This window comes from Caulobacter sp. (genome assembly GCF_965279145.1).
In the GTDB taxonomy this organism is placed as follows: Bacteria; Pseudomonadota; Alphaproteobacteria; order Caulobacterales; family Caulobacteraceae; genus Caulobacter.
The window spans coordinates 224,650-240,021 of sequence record NZ_OZ257139.1 but is presented as its reverse complement, the minus strand read 5'-3'; the positions used below and the strand labels follow the sequence as shown (position 1 = coordinate 240,021).

The window sequence follows — 15,372 nt, the reverse complement described above, 5'->3', positions numbered from 1 at the left end:
CCGTTCTAACGCAGAAACGCGCGCCCGGCGGCGAAGTCGCCAACCTCGATATAGGCTCTGCGCACCAGATCCTCGCCGCCGCCACGTCCGGCGAAGCTGAACTCGATGGTCACGGCCTCGCGCGGGTCAAGGCGCGAGATGACCTCGGCCGGCGCGTTGGGGAAGCGGAAACTCAGACCGGTCTTGGCGCCGGTCGGCAGCAGGGTCAGGGGCGATTCCTCGCGGGTCTCGGCGTTGAACACCAGGCTGGCCGACCGCGGCGCGACCTTGGCCGCCAGCCCCTTGCCGCGCTGGTCTATGTAGGGGCCCTGGGTGCGGGCGGGGTCGCGCATGACGATCCGCGCCGCATAGGGGCGCGCCCCGTCCGCGAACGTGACCGTCGCCGTGACCAGGCCGTTGCGCCCCGCCAGCCCGAAGATCAGCCGATCGGCGCCGAAGCTTGCAGACTGCGACAGCCGCCAGATGGGAATGGTCGCCGAGCTGGTCCGCTCGGCCTGCCAGGACGAGACATCGCCGGGATAGTTGATGCGCTGCATGGTCGTATAGGCCTCGAAGGCCTTGCGGACCCGCGCGGCGGCGGTGGCCAGGTCGGCCGAGTTGCAGGCGGCGCTGGCCGCCTTGGCCCGCGCTCTCTGTTCCACGCCTTCGACCTGGGTCTGGCTGACGCCGGAGCGCAGGGCGGCGCCTCGCGCCTGGGCGCGGGCGGCGTCCAGCGCCGAGCCGATGGCGGGCGCGAACAGGCGGCAGCGGCCGTCCGCCGCCGTCATCACCGTGCGTTCATAGAGCTGATCGGTTGCGGTGGCGGCCAAGGCGAGCCCGGGTGCGGTCAAGGATGCCGCGCAGGCGAGGAATCCCGCCCATCGCGCCGCGCGGCCCTTGGCGGGTGTCACAACGCGCGATCGCCGAAAGGGAAAGCCGGCTTCGGCGGCCATCACGCGTCTCACTCCTGGAGCGGCGCCTGTTCGAAAGAGCAGGCTCGGGGCTCGGTTTTCTCGTATGCTTCGAGGCTTGAGGGGCGACTGTAGCGGCCTCGGGGTTGCGGTTCGGTTAGCATGCTTCTGTCGACGGATATCTGGGTGAGCGCGCTGATCCGCCGCGCCGAACTGGGCGGGGCCTTCGCCACCGTGGCCCGCAAGGGCGACGCCAAGGCCGGGGCGGTGCTGGTCAAGGCTGTCGATCGCCGCCAGAACACGGCCCGCCTGTTCGCCGAGGCCACGCGCGGCGACGGTGAACGCTTCTGGATGCAGCCCACCAAGTCGGACTTCGAGCCTGATCTGGACGCCTATGCCGAGCGCGCGGCGCGCATTGATCCGGATATCTGGGTGATCGAGATCGAGGACCGGGACGGCCGCCACTTCCTGACCGAGGCGGTCGAGGAATAGGAGCCAGGGCGCGCGCGGCGCGCCAACCGGCTGTGGACAACGCAGTTCCGGCGGGCTGTTAACCTCGCTCCTACACCGGACTTAAAGTTCGTTAGGGCAATCTTTCGGCTCCTGTTCACCCCCGAGAGATCAGTGCGCGTTCCGCCATGCTTTTCCTGATGAACGATGTTGTTTTCAGTTTCGACGCGGCCGAGTTGACGCCGCCGATGGCGCGTGACCGCTTCGCGAAACTGTCGATGGCCTATGTCGGGGAACTTGGGCGCGAGCTGTACGCGGAAGAGCCGCTGCTGCATCTGAAGGATCCGGAACGGGCCAAGCGCCTGGCCGCCCTGATCATCAACAAGTCGCCGGAAATCAATGCGGCGCTGTTCATCGCGCCCGGACGCGGTTGCCTGGTCGATCAAGTGCAGGTCCGCTATGCCCAGATCGGCCTGGAAGTCATGGGCGCGCTGCTGCAAAGGCAAAAGGCTGGCAGCCTGACCAATGTCGAGGCCGACCGTCAGGTCTGGCGGCGTTTGGCGGCCTGATCGGGCCGCCAAAATCTGATTGAGAGCCCTTTTCGCCCGACCCTGGTGAAGGTGTCAGGCGGGAAAGGACTCTAGAGAACCAGAGCGATCAGCCACTTCACGGCCACCGCCACGGCGACCAGTCCGCCGATGGTGATCGCCATGCACAGGGCGCTGGCTTCAGCGCGAGGCCGTTGCGCGTGGTGGTGCTCGTCCCAGAGAGCCATGTCGTTTCCTCTGCAGGCTGAGCGTTCTCGATGGACGCCACATCCCTGACATTGGGAGCATGATCCGAAATCCCTTACAAAGGAAGTGGCATTTCGAACGGTTGTTAGGGGCGGTTTGTCGCGTTCCGTCCTGCGATCTGCACGCCGTGAAGCCCGGCGTGATCGTCATCTAAGCACTACCGTGGCGTCGCATCCCGGTCATACCCCCTGCCTATCCCCCCGGCAGTAACAACGGGGCTGCCGACTCATGACGCTTATGACCTCAACCGCCTGGACCGTTCTGGCCATGGCCGTCGCCGCGCCGGCCTGGGCGCAGGCCCCCGCCGCGCCATCCCCGGCCGCTGCTGTCACTGAAATCGATGCGCTGATCGTCACCGGCACGCGACGGGTCAATCGCACCGCCTTCGAGTCCGCCGCCCCGGTCGATGTGGTTTCGCACGACGTTCTGGAGAGCATCGCGTCCGACGAGATCATGAACAAGCTGCAGGCGACGACCCCGTCGTTCAACGTGCAGCGTCTGCCGGCCGCCGACGGACAGGCGTTCGTGCGCCCGGCCACCCTGCGCGGGCTATCGCCCGACCAGACCCTGGTGATGGTCAACGGCAAGCGCCGCCACCGTTCGGCGGTGCTGGGCGGTCGCGGCCAGCAGGGCGTGGACATGGCCCAGTTCTCGGCCGGCGGCATGGAGCGGATCGAGGTTCTGCGCGACGGCGCCTCGGCCCAGTACGGTTCGGACGCCATCGCCGGGGTGATCAATGTCATCCTCAGCGACCGCGAGGGTTTCAACGGCTACGCCCAGACCAGCCAGTATTATGAGGGCGATGGGACCAAGACCGAGGTCGGCGGCCGTTACGGAGTCAAGCTGGGCGAGGGCGGCTATCTGGTCGGCGCGCTGGACTATACCGACGCCGAGGCCACCTCGCGCACCCGCCAGCGCCCCGACGCCATCGCCTTTCAGGCCGCCAATCCGTCGCTGAAGGTTCCCAATCCGGTGCAGCGGTGGGGCCAGCCCGACCGTACCGTCTGGCGCTCCAGCCTCAACGCCGCCCTGCCGATCAGTGAGGCGGTCGAGGCCTATGGCTTCGCCACCTACACCGACAGCACCGGCGTCACCGACTTCAACTGGCGCAACCCGTCGACCGACAGCTCTTACCGCGCCAGCACCGTGTTCCCGGGCTGGACGCTCAACTCGGTCTATCCGACCGGCTTCTCGCCGAAGTTCGGCCAGGACGAGACCGACTACCAGCTCAATGGCGGCGTGCGCGGCGATCTGGGTTCGTATCACTGGGATCTGAGCGCAGGCTTTGGGCGCGATGAGGTCAACTACTTCCTCAACAACAGCATCAACGCCTCGTTCGGTCCCAACTCGCCGACGTCGTTCGACGCCGGGACGCTGGTGCAGGAAGAGCAGACGCTGAACTTCGACGTCACCCGTCCGCTGGCCTGGTCGTTCCTGGCCCAGCCCGCCAACCTGGCCATGGGCGCCGAGGCGCGCACCGAGACCTTCGAGATCAAGGCCGGCGACCGCTATTCGTGGGACGTGGGACCGGGCGCGGCCAGCGGCCTGCCCAGCGGGTCCAACGGCTTCCCCGGCTACAGCCCCAGCCAGGCCGGGTCATGGGACCAGACCAGCTATGCCGGCTATGTCGATCTAGACCTGCCGCTGACCGACAAGCTGACCACGGCCGTGGCCATCCGATATGAAGACTTCTCGGAATTCGGTTCGACCACCGACGGCAAGATCACCGCGCGCTACGAGTTCACGCCGGACTTCGCGGTGCGCGGCGCGGTTTCGACCGGCTTCCGCGCCCCGACCCCGGGCCAGATCTACAGCACCCGCACCTCGCAGGGGCTCAACACCACGACCCTGCAACTGTTCACCTCGGGCCGCTTGGCCACGACCAATCCGGTGGCGGTGTTCTTCGGCGCCAAGCCGCTGCAGCCGGAAGAGTCGACCAACCTGTCGCTGGGCGCGGTCTATCGCCATGCGGGCTTTACCGCCTCGCTGGACTACTACCGCATCGACGTCGACAACCGCTTCGCCTCGTCGCAGGCGTTCACGGTGACGGCGGCGGTCAAGGCGCAACTGCTGGCCCTGGGCGTGCCCGGCGCCGACAGCCTGACCTCGGTGTCCTATTTCACCAACGCCTTCGACACCCGCACCCAGGGCCTGGACGCCGTGGCCGCCTGGAAGGGCGACTGGCTGAGCGGCAAGGTCGGCCTGACCGGCGCCATGAACTGGAACGACACCAAGGTGCGCCGCGCCAACCCGGCCCAGATCAGCGCGCTGTCCAAGATCAATATCGAAGACAGCCTGCCGGAGTACGCGGGCAACGTGACCTTCGACTATGCCCGAGGCCGCTACAGCCTGATGGCCCGCGTCCGCTACACCGGTGAATGGACCGACGCCCAGCTGAACGGCACGGCCAACCTGATCCAGGTGTTCGGGGCGAAAACCTTTGTCGACCTGTCGGCCACGGCCCGTCTCACCGACAGCCTCAAGCTCACGGTCGGCGCCGAGAACCTGTTCAACACCTATCCGGACGAGGCCACGTTCCAGGCCTCGCGCGGCCTGATCTATTCGCGCAACGCCGTCTACGACACCGATGGCGGGCTCTGGTACGCGCGCCTGGCCGTCTCGTTCTAGGCTTGCAAGAGGGCGGGTCGAAAGGCTCGCCCTCACGCCGGCTCTCAAGCTGGAAGGTGACAAATCGGGCCCGGACGGCTAGTCCCGCGCCATGAGCACTTCCCCCGCCGCCCAGGCCGCCCGTCGGCGCACCTTCGCCATCATCAGTCACCCTGACGCCGGCAAGACGACCCTGACCGAAAACCTGCTGCTGGCCGGCGGCGCCATCCGCGCGGCCGGCGCGGTGCGGGCGCGGGGGCAGACCCGCCGCACCCAGTCGGACTGGATGAAGATCGAGCGCGAGCGCGGGATCTCGGTGTCGGCCTCGGTGATGACGTTCGACCACGACGGTCTGATGTTCAACCTGCTCGACACCCCGGGCCACGAGGACTTCTCGGAAGACACCTATCGCACCCTGACAGCCGCCGACGCGGCGATCATGGTGCTGGACGCCGCCAAGGGCATCGAGCCCCAGACCCTGAAGCTGTTCGAGGTGTGCCGCCTGCGCGACATCCCGATCATCACCTTCATCAACAAGATGGACCGCGAGGCCCAGGACCCGTTCGAGCTGCTGGACGAGGTGTCGTCCAAGCTGGCCCTGGACCCCGCGCCACTGTTCTGGCCGGCCGGGTCGGGCGGGCGGTTCAAGGGCATGCTGGACCTGCGAAAGCAGACCTTCATCCCCTACGCGAAGAAAAGCTCGACCGATGACGAGGGCCACCCCGCGCCTGTCCCGATCAACTCCAACGCCATCGTCCAGTATCTGAGCCCCGAGGAACAGGCCGAGGTCGAGGAAGGCGCGATGCTGGTCTCCGAGGCCGCCAAGCCGTTCGACGTGCAGAGCTTCCTGGAAGGCCACATGACGCCGGTGTTCTTCGGCTCGGCCCTGCGCCATTTCGGCGTGGCCGAACTGCTGGCCGGCATCGGCGCCTATGCCCCCGCGCCCCATCCGGCCAGGGCCGTGCGCAACGGCGTCGAGACCCATGTCGCGCCGGGCGATCCCGAGGTGTCGGGCTTCGTCTTCAAGGTCCAGGCCAATATGGACCCCAATCACCGCGACCGGATCGCCTTCCTGCGTCTGACCAGCGGCCGCTTCACGCGCGGCATGAAGCTGAAGGCGCAGAACACCGGCAAGTCGATGAGCGTCAACGCCCCGGTGATGTTCTTCGCCAGCGACCGCGAACTGGCTGAAGACGCCTACGCCGGCGACGTGATCGGTATCCCCAACCACGGCGTGCTGCGGGTGGGCGACAGCCTGTCGGAGAGCGGAGCCCTGCGTTTCGCCGGCCTGCCCAACTTCGCGCCGGAAATCCTGCGCCGCGTGCGGGTCAAGGATCCTCTGAAGGCCAAGCACCTGAAGAAGGCGCTGGAAGGCCTCGCTGAAGAAGGCGTCACCCAGCTGTTCCGGCCGATGCTGGGCAGTTCCGACTTCATCGTCGGCGCCGTGGGCCAGCTGCAGTTCGAGGTCATGGCCGACCGGCTGGGCGGCGAGTACCAGCTGGACGTGATGTTCGAGCCTTCGCCCTATGCCGAGGCCCGCTGGATCAGCGGCGCTCGCGCCGATGTCGAGGACTTCCAGGACAAGCACAAGACCGCCATGGCCACCGACATCGACGACCAGCCGGTGTTCCTGGGCAAGTCGTCGTGGGAGATCGGCTATGTAGCCGAGAAATTCCCTAAGGTGCGGTTCGAACGGACGCGCGAGCGGGGCTAGGGTCTTCCAAAGCCTCGCGCAGGGCCGGCTGGCGGGAGCGGCTGACGGGCAGGGGCGCGCCCTCGCTCAGATGCAGCCGCCAGCGATCGCCATCGCGCTCCAGCCGCTGGACGTGCTCCAGGTTGGCGATCACCGACCGGTGGACGCGCAGGAAGTTCGCCGGCAACTGGCTCGACAGCCCGTCTAGGCGCGCGGCGTGCAGCAGGCTGCGGCCGCCGACCAGCCGCAGCTCGACATAGTCGTCGGCCCCGACCACGGCCAAGATGTCGGCGATCGGCGCCAGCTCGACGCCGCGCGCCGAGGCCACGGTCAGGCGGTCGGGGCGGCTGGCGGCCTGGGTCAGGGCGGCCTCCCGGCTGCGGTCGTCGCGGCCCAGTCGCACCACCTCGACCATCAGCAGCGGCAGCACCAGGCTGGCGGCGAGCAGGAAGTAGGAGAAGTCGGCCAGCCATTCCGGGAAGCCCAGCGCCAGCGCCAGGAACAGCGCCAGATAGGCCAGGGCCAGCCGCGCGCCGGGGACCCCCAGGCGCACGCCCGCCGCGGCCGGCGGCACGGCGAGCGCGACCCCCAGGATCAGCGCCCATGCCGTCTTGATGTCGAACCCTGGCAACAGGACCGTGGCGCCGACCACGCCCAGGGCCAGGCCAGTCATCAGGCCGCGCGCCTTGGGCAGGAACCGGCTGGTGATGGAGACCACCAGCAGGATCGCGAAGGTGGCCGCCAGTCCCCAGATGGCGCTCATCCGCCAGGCGTGCAGGGGGTAGGGATAGTCGAACAGCGGCCGCAGGCTCTCGACGACGGCCTGCAGGGCCGCGACCCCGGCCATGGCGGCCAGCAACAGGCTGGATGCCGTTCGCCGCATCGCGTGGATGACACCAAAGCCGAACGCCGCCGCCAGCAGGGCTCCGGCCGCCACGAAGGTGACGGCCAGCAACGCGGTGCGCTGCGGATAGGGATAGGGCAGGACGACCAGAGCGCTCATCGGTCGGGAAAAACGCAGGCCGCCGTGGAAGGACGACAGGTGCATCACCAGGGTGTTTCCGACGGGCCGCCAGGCCGTCTCGCGGATGGGAAAGGTCGCCTGATATCGTCCAGGTGTCTCGTCCCGCGCCGTCGCTCCGGGCCTGCCATTGACGCCCAGGCGCTCGCCGTTGAGCCAGGCTTCGGACGAGGCGACGCCCGCCACGTAGAGCGCTCTGGGGCGCAGGTCGTTCGGGGTGTTGATCGTCGAGCGGATCCAGAGTTCCCGGCCCTGGGGATCGACGAAATCCCGCATCGGGCGGCAGTCGCTCAGCGCCGGGCCGGAGGGGCCGATCGCGCCATGGCAGACCTCCCAAGCGATATCCTGGGCCCGCGCCAGGGTTGAAAGGCCGGTCAGCAGAAGGGTGAAAAGCAGGGTTCGCCACATGGCGCCACCTTAGAGCGTCGTTCGCCGAGACGCGCCACCGTTCGCCGATGGCGGGACGCCATTGACCGAAGCGGCGTGGCGGACGGCCCCGCGTATCGCTCAGCTGTCGACATGACCCATGCCTCGCTCAACCGCCGCGCCGTGCTCGCCGCCGCCGGCCTCGCCCTTCCCGGGCTGGCCCTCGCCCAGGCCGCCGCGCCGCCGACCGCTCCACCGTCCCAGGCCGGACCCTTCCGTTTCAAGGGCTGGAAGGGGCAGGATACCGACGCCGAGCGCGGCTTCTTCGAGGTTCCCGAGGATCGCCGCGATCTCAACTCTCGGAAGATCCGGCTCAGCTATGTGCGGTTCGCCTCCACGGCGGCCAAGCCGGGGCCGCCGATCATCTATCTCGCCGGTGGCCCCGGCGGCACGGCGACACGCGCGCTGGCCGGGCCGCGCTTTCCGATCATGATGGCCCTGCGCGAGGTGGCTGACGTCATCGCCTTCGACCAGCGGGGCACGGGCCTATCCAACCACATCCCCGAGCGCCCGCTCTCGACGCGCCCTCTGCCGGAATTTACCCAGGCTGGGCTGACCTCGTATTTCCGGGAGGACTTCAAGAGCGCCTGGGCCGACTGGACCAAGGCCGGCGTGGCCATGACCGGCTACAACACCGAGCAGAACGCCGATGACATCGACGACCTGCGCCGCCACCTGGGCGCCGAGAAGGTCGACCTGTGGGGCATCAGCTACGGCACCCATTTGGCGCTGAGCATGCTCAAGCGGCACGGCGATCGTGTGAGCCGCGTGGCCCTGGCCAGCCTCGAGGGGCAGGACCAGACCGTGAAGCGGCCGGCGGCGGTCGATGCGCTCCTGCAGCATGTAGATGGTCTGCTGGCCGCCGATCCCGCCGTCCGCGCGGCCATCCCTGACCTGCCGGCCCTGATGCGGCGGGTGCATGCCAGGATGGAGGCGGCTCCGGTGAAGATGCCGGCGATGCTGAATGGCGCGCCGGTCGAGCTGAAGCTGGGCGGCTTCGCCATTCAGCTCATGTCAGGTGGGCTGATCGCCAATCCGCAGACCCTCGTCATGCTGCCGGGGCTCTATCTGGCGCTCGACGCGGGCAAGACCGAGGTTCTGGCGCCGTTCATGGGCGAATTTTCGGGCCTGCTCGGCATCGCCGGCATGCCCGAGGCCACGGACCTGGCGTCGGGGATCTCGCCAGCCCGGCTGGCTCTGGTGCGGCGCGAGGCCAAGACCGCCGTGCTGGGCGAGGCGCTGAACTTCCCAATGCCGCAGCTGCTGGGCGTGGTCCCGGGCGTCGACCTGGGCGCGGGCTTCCGCTCGCCGCTCCGCATCGACCATCCGGCCCTGTTGGTCGCCGGCACGCTGGACGGCCGCACGCCGATGTCCGAGCAGGACGAGGTGGCCGCCCAGTTCACGCGCAAGTCCCGGGTGATCGTCGAAAACGCCGGCCATAACGTCTTCGAGGCCCACCCCGACGTGCAGGGGATGCTGGTGCGGTTCTTCCGGGGCGAGGCCGTGGCCGACACCCGACTGAGCCTGCCGCCGCCGACGTTCAAGCTGGCGTGATTTCGGGCGCGTCCGCCTCTACAGCGTCGCGAAATAGTCCAGTTCGGCGTGCTGGCGCGACGCCTCCAGGGCCACCGGCTTGGCGTCCATGACAGCCTTGAAGGCGGTCTTGAAGCTGGCCATCTCCTCGGGCGTGCCTACCGAAACGCGCACGGCGTTGGGCCAGATGGGCCAGGTGCGACCGATCAGGACGTTCCTGGCCTTCATCGCCGCGATCACTGATTTGCCGTCTCGGCCGGTGTCGATCATGAAGCAGTTGGTCTGCGGATCGCCGATCACCTTGTAATTGTTGGCCTTCAGCCAGGCCAGGGTGTCGCGGCGGGTGTCGCCGATGATCTTGCGACGCAGCGGCACGAGGCCCGGCTCCTCCAGCGAGGCGCGCGCGGCGGCCGAGCCGGTGATCGGCATGGCGTTCTGGCCAAAGGGCGTCAGCTTGGCCAGCAGGTCGGGGCGGCCTACCGCGAAGCCACAGCGGATGCCGGCCATGCCATAGATCTTGGAGAAGGTGCGCAGCACGATCAGGTCCTTGCCCGCCGCCACCAGGTCCAGCGTGTCCTGGGCGTCGGTCAGGTGGATATAGGCCTCGTCCACCAGCACGATGGCGCCGGCCGGCTTGTTCTCCAGTGCCCAGACGATGTCCTGCTTTGTGGTCAGGGTGCCGGTGGGGTTGTTGGGATTGCAGATATAGATCACGCCGGCCTGCGGATCGGCCGCGACCATCGCCTTGACGTCGTGGGCGCAGTCGGCGGTGAGGGGAACCTTGACGATCCTGGCCTGGCTGGTCTTGGCCGCGTACATCCCCGCCTCATAGGACGGGTCGGCGGTGACGAAGCTGCGCGTCGGCGAGGTGAAGGCCAGAACGCTGTAGTGCAGCGGCTCGGACGAGCCGGCATAGACGGCGACGTTCTCCATCTTCAGCCCGTTCTGGGCGGCGAAGGTGCTGGCGAGCATTTCGGTTTCGCCATACTGGTCGTAGCGACCGCCCAGCGGCGCCACGCGCGCGATGGCCTCGCAGGCCGCCTTGCTGGGACCCAGCGGGTTTTCGTTGGCGTTGATCAGCACCATGCCGGGCGGCGGGGCGTTTGGGCTCTGGCCATGCAGGGCCAGGCCCGACGGCGCGGCCCCGGTCTGGGCAGCCTGGGCCAGATGCGCCTCGGTCAGGATGGGAACCGCGGCGGCCGCGAACGCCGCGCCGCGCAGGAACGATCGCCGGCCCAGCGCCGACGGGTTGGATGCCTGGGTGGTCATGATGGTTCTCCCCTTTTCCCGAACGGTCGAAGGACGAACCTGTCGGGCGGTTCGCGCAAGGGCGCTTTGACGCGAAAAGTGTCCGGGCGGGGGGCGTGCACAAAGGTTCGGCGCGCCGGCGCCTTGTCATTGGCGGCCAGGCGCGAAAAGAGTGCGGTCGGCCCTGGCCCTGGAGACATCCTCATGTCCGCCCCTCTCACGATAGGCCTGGTCGCCCATGATGAGCGCAAGGCGGCGCTGGTCGGGTGGGCGCGAGCGCACGCGGCGTTCCTGGCCGACAAGACGCTCTACGCCACCGGCACGACGGGCGGTCGGATCCTGGAAGCCCTGCCGGACCTCAACCTGACCCGGCTGAAGAGCGGCCCGCTGGGCGGCGACCAGCAACTGGGCGCGATGATCGCCGAGGGGCGACTGGACGTGCTGATCTTCTTCGTCGATCCGCTGTCGCCGCAGCCGCACGATGTCGACGTCAAGGCCCTGATCCGGATGGCGACGCTGGCCGACATCCCTTTGGCCTGCAATCCCGCGACGGCCGACCTGATCGCCGACGGCCTTGGCTAGCTAGCCCGGAAACTTCAGCAGGTTGGGCTTGGGGATGGCGGCCTTGAAGCTGCCGCGCGTCTTGGCCGTGTCGAGGCCGAAGTCGGCCCAGGCGGCCAGGAAGCCGTGGGCGGGGACGCTGGTCGACAGCGGTGAAAGGCTCAGGGCCGGGCAGGCCGCGACAGCCGCGCGGGCGGCGGCCCAGGCCTCGGGCTCGGCGGTCGCATAGGCGCCGTCGGCGCTGACCAGCTCCGCCGCCAGGGCGGGATCGGCGAAATGCAGGGTGACGGATTGGCCCGACGGCAGGTCCGCCAGGCTGGCCAGGGCTTCGGTCAGTCCCGCCAGGGCCATGCGCGCGCCGCTGGTGCGACGCTCGCCGCCGGCCAGGCCCTTGAGCGCCGCGGCTCCGGTCTCGCCCTCGATCCGACGCACGAAGGCATACCCACCATAGCCTGGATCGGGCCTGCACAGGCTGGCGGTCCACAGGATGACGGACATGGCGGGCTCCCTCGTGACGAAGGCCGACTTTCTAGCGTGTTTTCGTCGTGAGGGGAGGGCGGGTCGGGCGACCAAAACCCGGAAATGCCATCGCGAAGACGCGCTCCGAGGAACGAAAAGTAAACGAGCTCTTAAATTTGATGGTTAACGTCATCTTTGGTTTGATGAACAAATCTCTAAAGGGCGTGGTTTACGCTAGCTCCACCGATGGGGCTGCGAAGCAAGAAGTGTGCCAAAGCGGGCCGCAAATCGCTGAAATCATGCCGGATGGTTAACTTTTCCAGGAGGTCACAACTAATTATGGTTAACGCGTCGTAAATACCCATTAACCACTTGTTAAGATCGTTGGCTCCGGCTTTGCTCTTGATGCGTTGAACCCTTGCCGGACGTCCCGGTGTGGGACGGTCCGTGTGCGGAGATGCGCGTCGATGTTCGAGTTCGGTCGTGATCTGAAACGTCTCTTCGGTGTTGACGCCGGGGGAGAGTCCCGGGCCGCCGCCCATAGGGAAGGCCTGACCGGTGGCGACACGTCGCTGCTGGAGCTGCTGGACATGCGGCTTCTGACCAACGAGGCGCGTTCAGCCGATGTCGCGGCCGGGCGTATCAGCGCCAAGGACAGGGGCTCGCGCTTGCTGGAAGCCGCCATTGTCTGGCGCGAACTGGCCCGCCGTTCGGGCGACGCCGCCGCACTGCGCAAGGCCGCCTCTCACGCCGAGGCCGCCAGCAAGATGTTCGAGAGCGAGCGCCGCCAGGACGCCCTAGCCTCGGCCCGCTGCGAGCAGGCGACCCTGGCGATCCTGGGCGCCGACCTGTTCGGCGACGAAGGTCTGAACGCCGCCGCCGGCGCGGCTCTCACCCTGGCGCGCACCGCGCCCAGCCAGCGCTGTGGTCTGGCCATGGCGCTGATCGCCGGGCTCGACGGTCGCGCGGGCCTGGCTGAAAACAATGTCGATCGCGCCCTCGCCGCCGTGCAGGGCTATGACGCGCCGCTTCGCGCCCTGGCCGCCGCCAAGCGCACTAAGGGCGGTTCGGCGAGGCTGATGCTGGCCGACCAGCGCGCCGCGCGGATCGAGCTGATCCTGACCTGCGGCGCTCGCCTCAAGGACCGCGCCCTGACCCAGCTGGCGATCACCGAGGCGACCGCCGCGGCCACCGCCCTGGACGCTGATTTCGAACCCCTGACCTGGGCCCGTCTGGAGGGCCTGCGCGGCTCGGCGCTGGTCCAGCTGGGCGAACTGGACGGCGAACTCGCCCATCTGGCCAAGGGCGTCGAGGCGCTGCACGCCGCCGTGGGCGCCCTGTCGATGGATCACAGCCCGATGGACTGGGCGCGCGCCCAGGCCGCGCTTGGCGCCGGCCTGCAGGCGATCGGCGAAGCCACGACGTCTGACCGCGCCTTCGAACAGGCCGTCACCTGCTACGACCGCGCCACCCAGGTGCTGAAGGTGCAGCCGGCCCTGGCCCTGCGCGCCGTGGTCGCCAACAACCGGGCCCTCAGCCTGGCGCGCTGCGCTGAGCTGACCGCCGACCTGGCCGTGCTGGACGCCGCCGAGATGGCCTTCAAGTCAGAACTCTCGGCCCAGCCGGGCGCGCGCGATCCCGCCTTGTGGGCCGTGGCGCAGCTGAACCTGGCGCGGCTGTACGAGGCCCGGGTCGAGATCACCGGCCGCGATGACGGCCGGCTGGACCGTGCCGCCGTCGCTCTGGCCTGCGCCTTCGACGTGTTCTCCGAACTGGGCCTGCGGTCGCTGACCGACCTCGCGGCACAGGGTCTGCATCGGTTGAAGGCGACCCACGCGCACTGACCCGGATCGGGACAGCCAGGCGGGTGGACCGCCGGATCGAAACAAGCTCCGCGCGCCGTAAAGGCGGCGCGACGGGGCGGGAATAACAGGGACGAAATCGTGATCGTTACGCTTGCTCTCGCCGCCATGATCTCCAACGCCGCGCCGGCCAAGGCCGCCATGGACATGCTGGTGCCGGCCTCGCAGCCGCGGGAAGCCGTCGCGATCCTCAACTGCATGGTCACCAACGACGGCCACCTGACGGGTTGCACCGTCCAGGGCGAAAGCTCGCCGGAACTGGGCGTCGGCGACGCCGCCCTCAAGATGGCCTCGCGCTTCCAGATCGACTTGCTGGGCCCCGACGGCAAGAGCCGCGCAGGCACCTACATCGAAGTGCCGGTTCGCATCCGTATTCGCTGAGCAAGGGATGAGGGGCAGGCGCGTTAGCCTGCCCTGAGAGGCCCGGTCAGTTCGCGCCCCGTCGCGCGGCTTCGATCTTTGCGACGTCGATCTTGCCCATGGTCATCATCGCCTCGAACACCCGCTTGGCGACCGCCTTGTCCGGATCGGCCATCGCTTCGGTCAGCTGACGCGGCGTGATCTGCCAGGAATAGCCCCAGCGGTCCTTGCACCAGCCGCACGCGCTCGCCTGGCCCCCGTTGCCGACGATGGCGTCCCAGTACCGGTCGGTTTCGGCCTGGTCCTGGGTTTCGACCATGAATGAAACAGACTCGTTGGGCTTGAAGGCAGAGCCGCCGTTCAACCCCAGGAAGGGCGCGCCCAGCACGGTGAAGGTCACCGTCAGCTCCACGCCCTCCGCGCCGTCGGGGAAGTCACTGGGCGCCGCCATCACCGCGCCGACATGGCTGTCTGGAAAGACGCTGGCATAGAACTCAGCCGCCTTGCGCGCCTCGCCGTGGTCGAACCACAGGCAGGTGGTCATCTTGCTGGCCATCGCATTTCTCCCTTGCTTTGGTTGATTTCCTAACGTGGCCCAACTGTCGCGGGTCACGTTATCGGGGTGCTGGCTTCAGGCTGTCGGAATCGGCAGGCAGGGCATCACCTCGACCGCGTCGCCGGGAAAGATGCTGAAATGGGGATGGCCCTCGAACATGAGCGCGGCCGCCTCATGATCCTCGGCCTCGACGATGATGTAGCCGGCGACGTTGTTCTGGATGTCGGTGATCCCGGCGGCCGAGACTTTCCTGGTCTTGCCCAGAGGGCCGCCGGCATCGATGATCTGGCCAGCGTGGCGCGCCATCCACTCGCCCCAGGCCTGCATGCCCCTGGCGATGGTGTCGGGGTCGGGCTGAGCCGTCGCACCGGGCGTGCCGGTATAGATCGCCATGAACTTCGCCATCGTATCCTCTCCTGTTCGCCCGCTGGCGGAGGGCGTTTGCCCGGGTGACTCAAGAACGATTGAGCCGCGCCTGAGCCGACAGATCGATCTTGCTTTTTTGCCGACGCGGCATGACCCGCCAACGCTCGAGCCTTGATCAAGGCCGCTCAATCCTAACCCCTAACGCCCTGTTAACCATATCCGCCCATCCTCAAGCCTTGATTCCACGCCCTGTTCGGGCCTGCTTTCACGAGGCTTTCTGGAATGACCGGCGCCGAAGTTCTTGATGTCGGTCGCGACGCGATCTGGCTGACCCTTCAGCTGTGCGCGCCCGTTCTGATCGTCGGTCTGGTGGTCGGCGTGGCCATCGGCCTGTTCCAGGCCCTGACCCAGATCCAGGAAGCCACCCTGGTCTACGCCCCCAAGATCGTGGCCATCTTCATCTCGCTGCTGATCTTCCTGCCGCTGATGGGAGCCCTGATGGCGGGCTTCATGCGTCAGATCGCCGCCCGCATCGCCGGCATGTAG

Annotated in this window: 16 protein-coding genes; 9 read left to right on the top strand and 7 right to left on the bottom strand. The window is 68.0% G+C overall.

Annotation, left to right across the window (positions count from 1 at the left end; all coding sequences use genetic code 11):
- Positions 1-5: 5 nt before the first annotated feature.
- Positions 6-932: a hypothetical protein gene (locus ACQY9P_RS01150; RefSeq protein ID WP_421737080.1), complete on the bottom strand. Its 927-nt coding sequence runs from the start codon at positions 930-932 to the stop codon at positions 6-8.
- Positions 933-1,052: 120 nt separating this feature from the next.
- Between ACQY9P_RS01150 and ACQY9P_RS01145 the strand changes: the two genes are divergently transcribed.
- Together ACQY9P_RS01145 and ACQY9P_RS01140 are read left to right on the top strand one after the other, a co-directional pair.
- The gene (locus tag ACQY9P_RS01145; RefSeq protein WP_421737081.1) at positions 1,053-1,382 is read left to right on the top strand and encodes a DUF1491 family protein; all 330 of its coding nucleotides are present in this window, start codon (positions 1,053-1,055) and stop codon (positions 1,380-1,382) included.
- A 146-nt stretch (positions 1,383-1,528) separates the two neighbouring features.
- The gene (locus ACQY9P_RS01140) at positions 1,529-1,909 is read left to right on the top strand and encodes a hypothetical protein (protein ID WP_421737082.1); all 381 of its coding nucleotides are present in this window, start codon (positions 1,529-1,531) and stop codon (positions 1,907-1,909) included.
- Positions 1,910-1,980: 71 nt separating this feature from the next.
- On the opposite strand, the gene ACQY9P_RS01135 is transcribed toward ACQY9P_RS01140, so the two are convergent.
- The gene (locus tag ACQY9P_RS01135; protein ID WP_421737083.1) at positions 1,981-2,115 is read right to left on the bottom strand and encodes a hypothetical protein; all 135 of its coding nucleotides are present in this window, start codon (positions 2,113-2,115) and stop codon (positions 1,981-1,983) included.
- A 247-nt stretch (positions 2,116-2,362) separates the two neighbouring features.
- On the opposite strand from ACQY9P_RS01135, the gene ACQY9P_RS01130 reads away from it, so the two are divergent.
- Together ACQY9P_RS01130 and ACQY9P_RS01125 are read left to right on the top strand one after the other, a co-directional pair.
- Positions 2,363-4,762: a TonB-dependent receptor plug domain-containing protein gene (locus ACQY9P_RS01130; RefSeq protein WP_421737084.1), complete on the top strand. Its 2,400-nt coding sequence runs from the start codon at positions 2,363-2,365 to the stop codon at positions 4,760-4,762.
- Between the two features lie 91 nt (positions 4,763-4,853).
- Positions 4,854-6,455, top strand: coding sequence for a peptide chain release factor 3 (locus tag ACQY9P_RS01125; protein WP_421737085.1), 1,602 nt, complete (start codon positions 4,854-4,856; stop codon positions 6,453-6,455).
- Here the strand turns inward: ACQY9P_RS01125 and ACQY9P_RS01120 are convergent.
- On the bottom strand, positions 6,418-7,863 hold the full coding sequence (locus ACQY9P_RS01120; protein WP_421737086.1) for a LytR/AlgR family response regulator transcription factor: 1,446 nt from the start codon (positions 7,861-7,863) through the stop codon (positions 6,418-6,420). The genes ACQY9P_RS01125 and ACQY9P_RS01120 overlap by 38 nt on opposite strands.
- A 111-nt stretch (positions 7,864-7,974) precedes the next feature.
- On the opposite strand from ACQY9P_RS01120, the gene ACQY9P_RS01115 reads away from it, so the two are divergent.
- The gene (locus ACQY9P_RS01115; RefSeq protein ID WP_421737087.1) at positions 7,975-9,435 is read left to right on the top strand and encodes an alpha/beta hydrolase; all 1,461 of its coding nucleotides are present in this window, start codon (positions 7,975-7,977) and stop codon (positions 9,433-9,435) included.
- Between the two features lie 18 nt (positions 9,436-9,453).
- Here the strand turns inward: ACQY9P_RS01115 and ACQY9P_RS01110 are convergent, their stop codons facing one another.
- Entirely contained in the window at positions 9,454-10,683 is a 1,230-nt protein-coding gene (locus tag ACQY9P_RS01110; protein WP_421737088.1) for a pyridoxal phosphate-dependent aminotransferase, read from the bottom strand.
- A 183-nt stretch (positions 10,684-10,866) separates the two neighbouring features.
- On the opposite strand from ACQY9P_RS01110, the gene ACQY9P_RS01105 reads away from it, so the two are divergent.
- Positions 10,867-11,244 (top strand): methylglyoxal synthase, encoded by a 378-nt coding sequence (locus ACQY9P_RS01105; RefSeq protein ID WP_421737089.1) that lies wholly within the window; start codon positions 10,867-10,869, stop codon positions 11,242-11,244.
- Here the strand turns inward: ACQY9P_RS01105 and ACQY9P_RS01100 are convergent, their stop codons facing one another.
- Positions 11,245-11,721, bottom strand: coding sequence for a ribonuclease H (locus ACQY9P_RS01100; RefSeq protein WP_421737090.1), 477 nt, complete (start codon positions 11,719-11,721; stop codon positions 11,245-11,247). It lies immediately after the preceding gene.
- A 428-nt stretch (positions 11,722-12,149) separates the two neighbouring features.
- Here ACQY9P_RS01100 and ACQY9P_RS01095 point away from each other — a divergent pair, with 428 nt between their 5' ends.
- Both ACQY9P_RS01095 and ACQY9P_RS01090 read left to right on the top strand, forming a co-directional pair.
- Positions 12,150-13,526, top strand: coding sequence for a hypothetical protein (locus ACQY9P_RS01095; protein WP_421737091.1), 1,377 nt, complete (start codon positions 12,150-12,152; stop codon positions 13,524-13,526).
- 99 nt (positions 13,527-13,625) lie between these two features.
- On the top strand, positions 13,626-13,925 hold the full coding sequence (locus ACQY9P_RS01090) for a TonB family protein (RefSeq protein ID WP_421737092.1): 300 nt from the start codon (positions 13,626-13,628) through the stop codon (positions 13,923-13,925).
- A 46-nt stretch (positions 13,926-13,971) separates the two neighbouring features.
- Here the strand turns inward: ACQY9P_RS01090 and ACQY9P_RS01085 are convergent, their stop codons facing one another.
- Positions 13,972-14,460 carry a VOC family protein gene (locus ACQY9P_RS01085; protein WP_421737093.1) on the bottom strand — a complete coding sequence of 163 codons (489 nt, stop codon included), beginning with the start codon at positions 14,458-14,460 and terminating at the stop codon, positions 13,972-13,974.
- A gap of 75 nt (positions 14,461-14,535) precedes the next feature.
- Positions 14,536-14,865, bottom strand: a complete 330-nt coding sequence (locus ACQY9P_RS01080; protein ID WP_421737094.1) for a hypothetical protein — start codon at positions 14,863-14,865, stop codon at positions 14,536-14,538.
- Positions 14,866-15,108: 243 nt separating this feature from the next.
- On the opposite strand from ACQY9P_RS01080, the gene fliQ reads away from it, so the two are divergent.
- The gene (gene fliQ / locus ACQY9P_RS01075; RefSeq protein WP_421737095.1) at positions 15,109-15,372 is read left to right on the top strand and encodes a flagellar biosynthesis protein FliQ; all 264 of its coding nucleotides are present in this window, start codon (positions 15,109-15,111) and stop codon (positions 15,370-15,372) included.